Source organism: Rhodoblastus acidophilus (assembly GCF_009720655.1).
Taxonomy (GTDB): Bacteria; Pseudomonadota; Alphaproteobacteria; order Rhizobiales; family Beijerinckiaceae; genus Rhodoblastus; species Rhodoblastus acidophilus_A.
Genome location: NZ_WNKS01000049.1, coordinates 1 through 1,579, shown reverse-complemented (window position 1 = coordinate 1,579; position 1,579 = coordinate 1). Strand labels below are relative to the sequence as shown.

The 1,579-nt window shown below is 61.3% G+C and carries 1 pseudogene; it reads left to right on the top strand.

Features of this window, described 5'->3' with window-relative positions:
- Window positions 1–26 precede the first annotated feature (26 nt).
- Window positions 27–1,553 (top strand): annotated as a pseudogene (istA, locus tag GJ654_RS20625) (IS21 family transposase).
- The last annotated feature ends 26 nt before the right edge of the window (window positions 1,554–1,579 follow it).

The window sequence follows — 1,579 nt, the reverse complement described above, 5'->3', positions numbered from 1 at the left end:
GTCTTAGGCATGGAGAGGCTGAAAGGATGTTCACAGTGGAACTCTATGCGAAGATCAGATGCGCCGTTTTGACGGACGGCATGAGCCGCCGGGAAGCGGCGAAGCGATTTGGCGTTCATCGCAACACGATTTCGAAGATGCTCCAGTTTTCGATTCCGCCCGGCTATCAGCGGCGAGAGCGGCCTGCTTCAAAGAAGCTTGGTCCGCACATGGCGTGGATCGACAAGGTCCTTGAGGACGATCGCAGCGTTCATCAGAAGCAGCGCCACACCGCGCATCGGATTTTCGACCGGCTGCGGGAGGAAGAAGGATTTTCCGGCTGATACACGATCGTGCGCGAGTATGTCGCCCAGGCGATGCAGCGCGCCCGCGAGATGTTCGTGCCGTTGAGCCATCGTCCCGGCCACGCCCAGGCCGACTTCGGTCAGGCGGACGGCTATATCGCGGGCAAGAAGGTCCGGTTCCATTATCTTTGCGTGGACCTGCCACACTCGGACGGCTGTTTCGTCAAAGCCTATCCCGCCGAAACGGCCGAGGCTTTTTGCGACGGCCATGTTGCGGCGTTTGAGTTTTTCGGCGGCATGCCGCAGTCCATTTTATACGATAACACCCAGCTCGCAGTCGCCCGGATCGTCAAGGGCGGACAGCGGCTGCGCTCGCATATGTTCGCCGAACTTCAAAGCCATTACCTCTTCAACGACCGGTTCGGTAGGCCAGGCAAGGGAAACGACAAGGGCAAGGTGGAAGGGCTGGTCGGCTATGCCCGGCGCAACTTCATGACGCCTTTGCCGGTCGCGGAGAGTTTTGCCGCGCTCAACGCGCGCTTTCTCGACGCCTGCGTCAAAAGGCGCGCGGCGGTCTTGCGCGGCCACACCACGACGATCGCGGAGAGAATGCAGGCGGACCTCGCCGCGTTCAAGGATTTGCCGGCTGCGCCCTATGACGCATGCCACAAGGTCGCCACGCGCGTCTCGTCCCTGTCGTTGGTGCGTTACCGCAACAACGACTATTCGGTTCCGACGCGCTATGGCCATCAAGAGGTCCTGGCGAAAGGGTATGTCGACAGGGTCGAGATCGCCTGCCGCGGCGAAACGATCGCCACCCACGTCCGCAGCTACGACAAGGCGGATTTTGTTTACAACCCGCTGCATTATCTGGCTTTGCTGGAACACAAGAGCAAGGCGCTCGACCAGGCCGCGCCGCTCGACGGCTGGGCGCTTGCCGAATGCATTCATCGTTTGCGGCGGCTGATGGAAGCGCGGATGGGCAATCCCGGGCGCCGCGAGTTCATCCAGGTGCTGCGATTGATGGAGAACTTCCATCAGCATCAGGTCGAACAGGCTGTGACCGAGGCGCTGCGTCTTGGCGCCATCAGCTTCGATGCGGTGAAAATGCTGCTGCTGGCCAGATTGGAGAACCGGCCTGTCCGGCTCGATCTGACGTTCTACCCTTATTTGCCCGCAGCCACGATCGGCGCGACAGATCCGAGCGCCTATCTCGGACTTCTCGCCAACGCCGCTCCAGGACCGGCGAGCGCGGGAGTTTCCCCATGACGATGCCGCAGGATCCGACCTCGCCG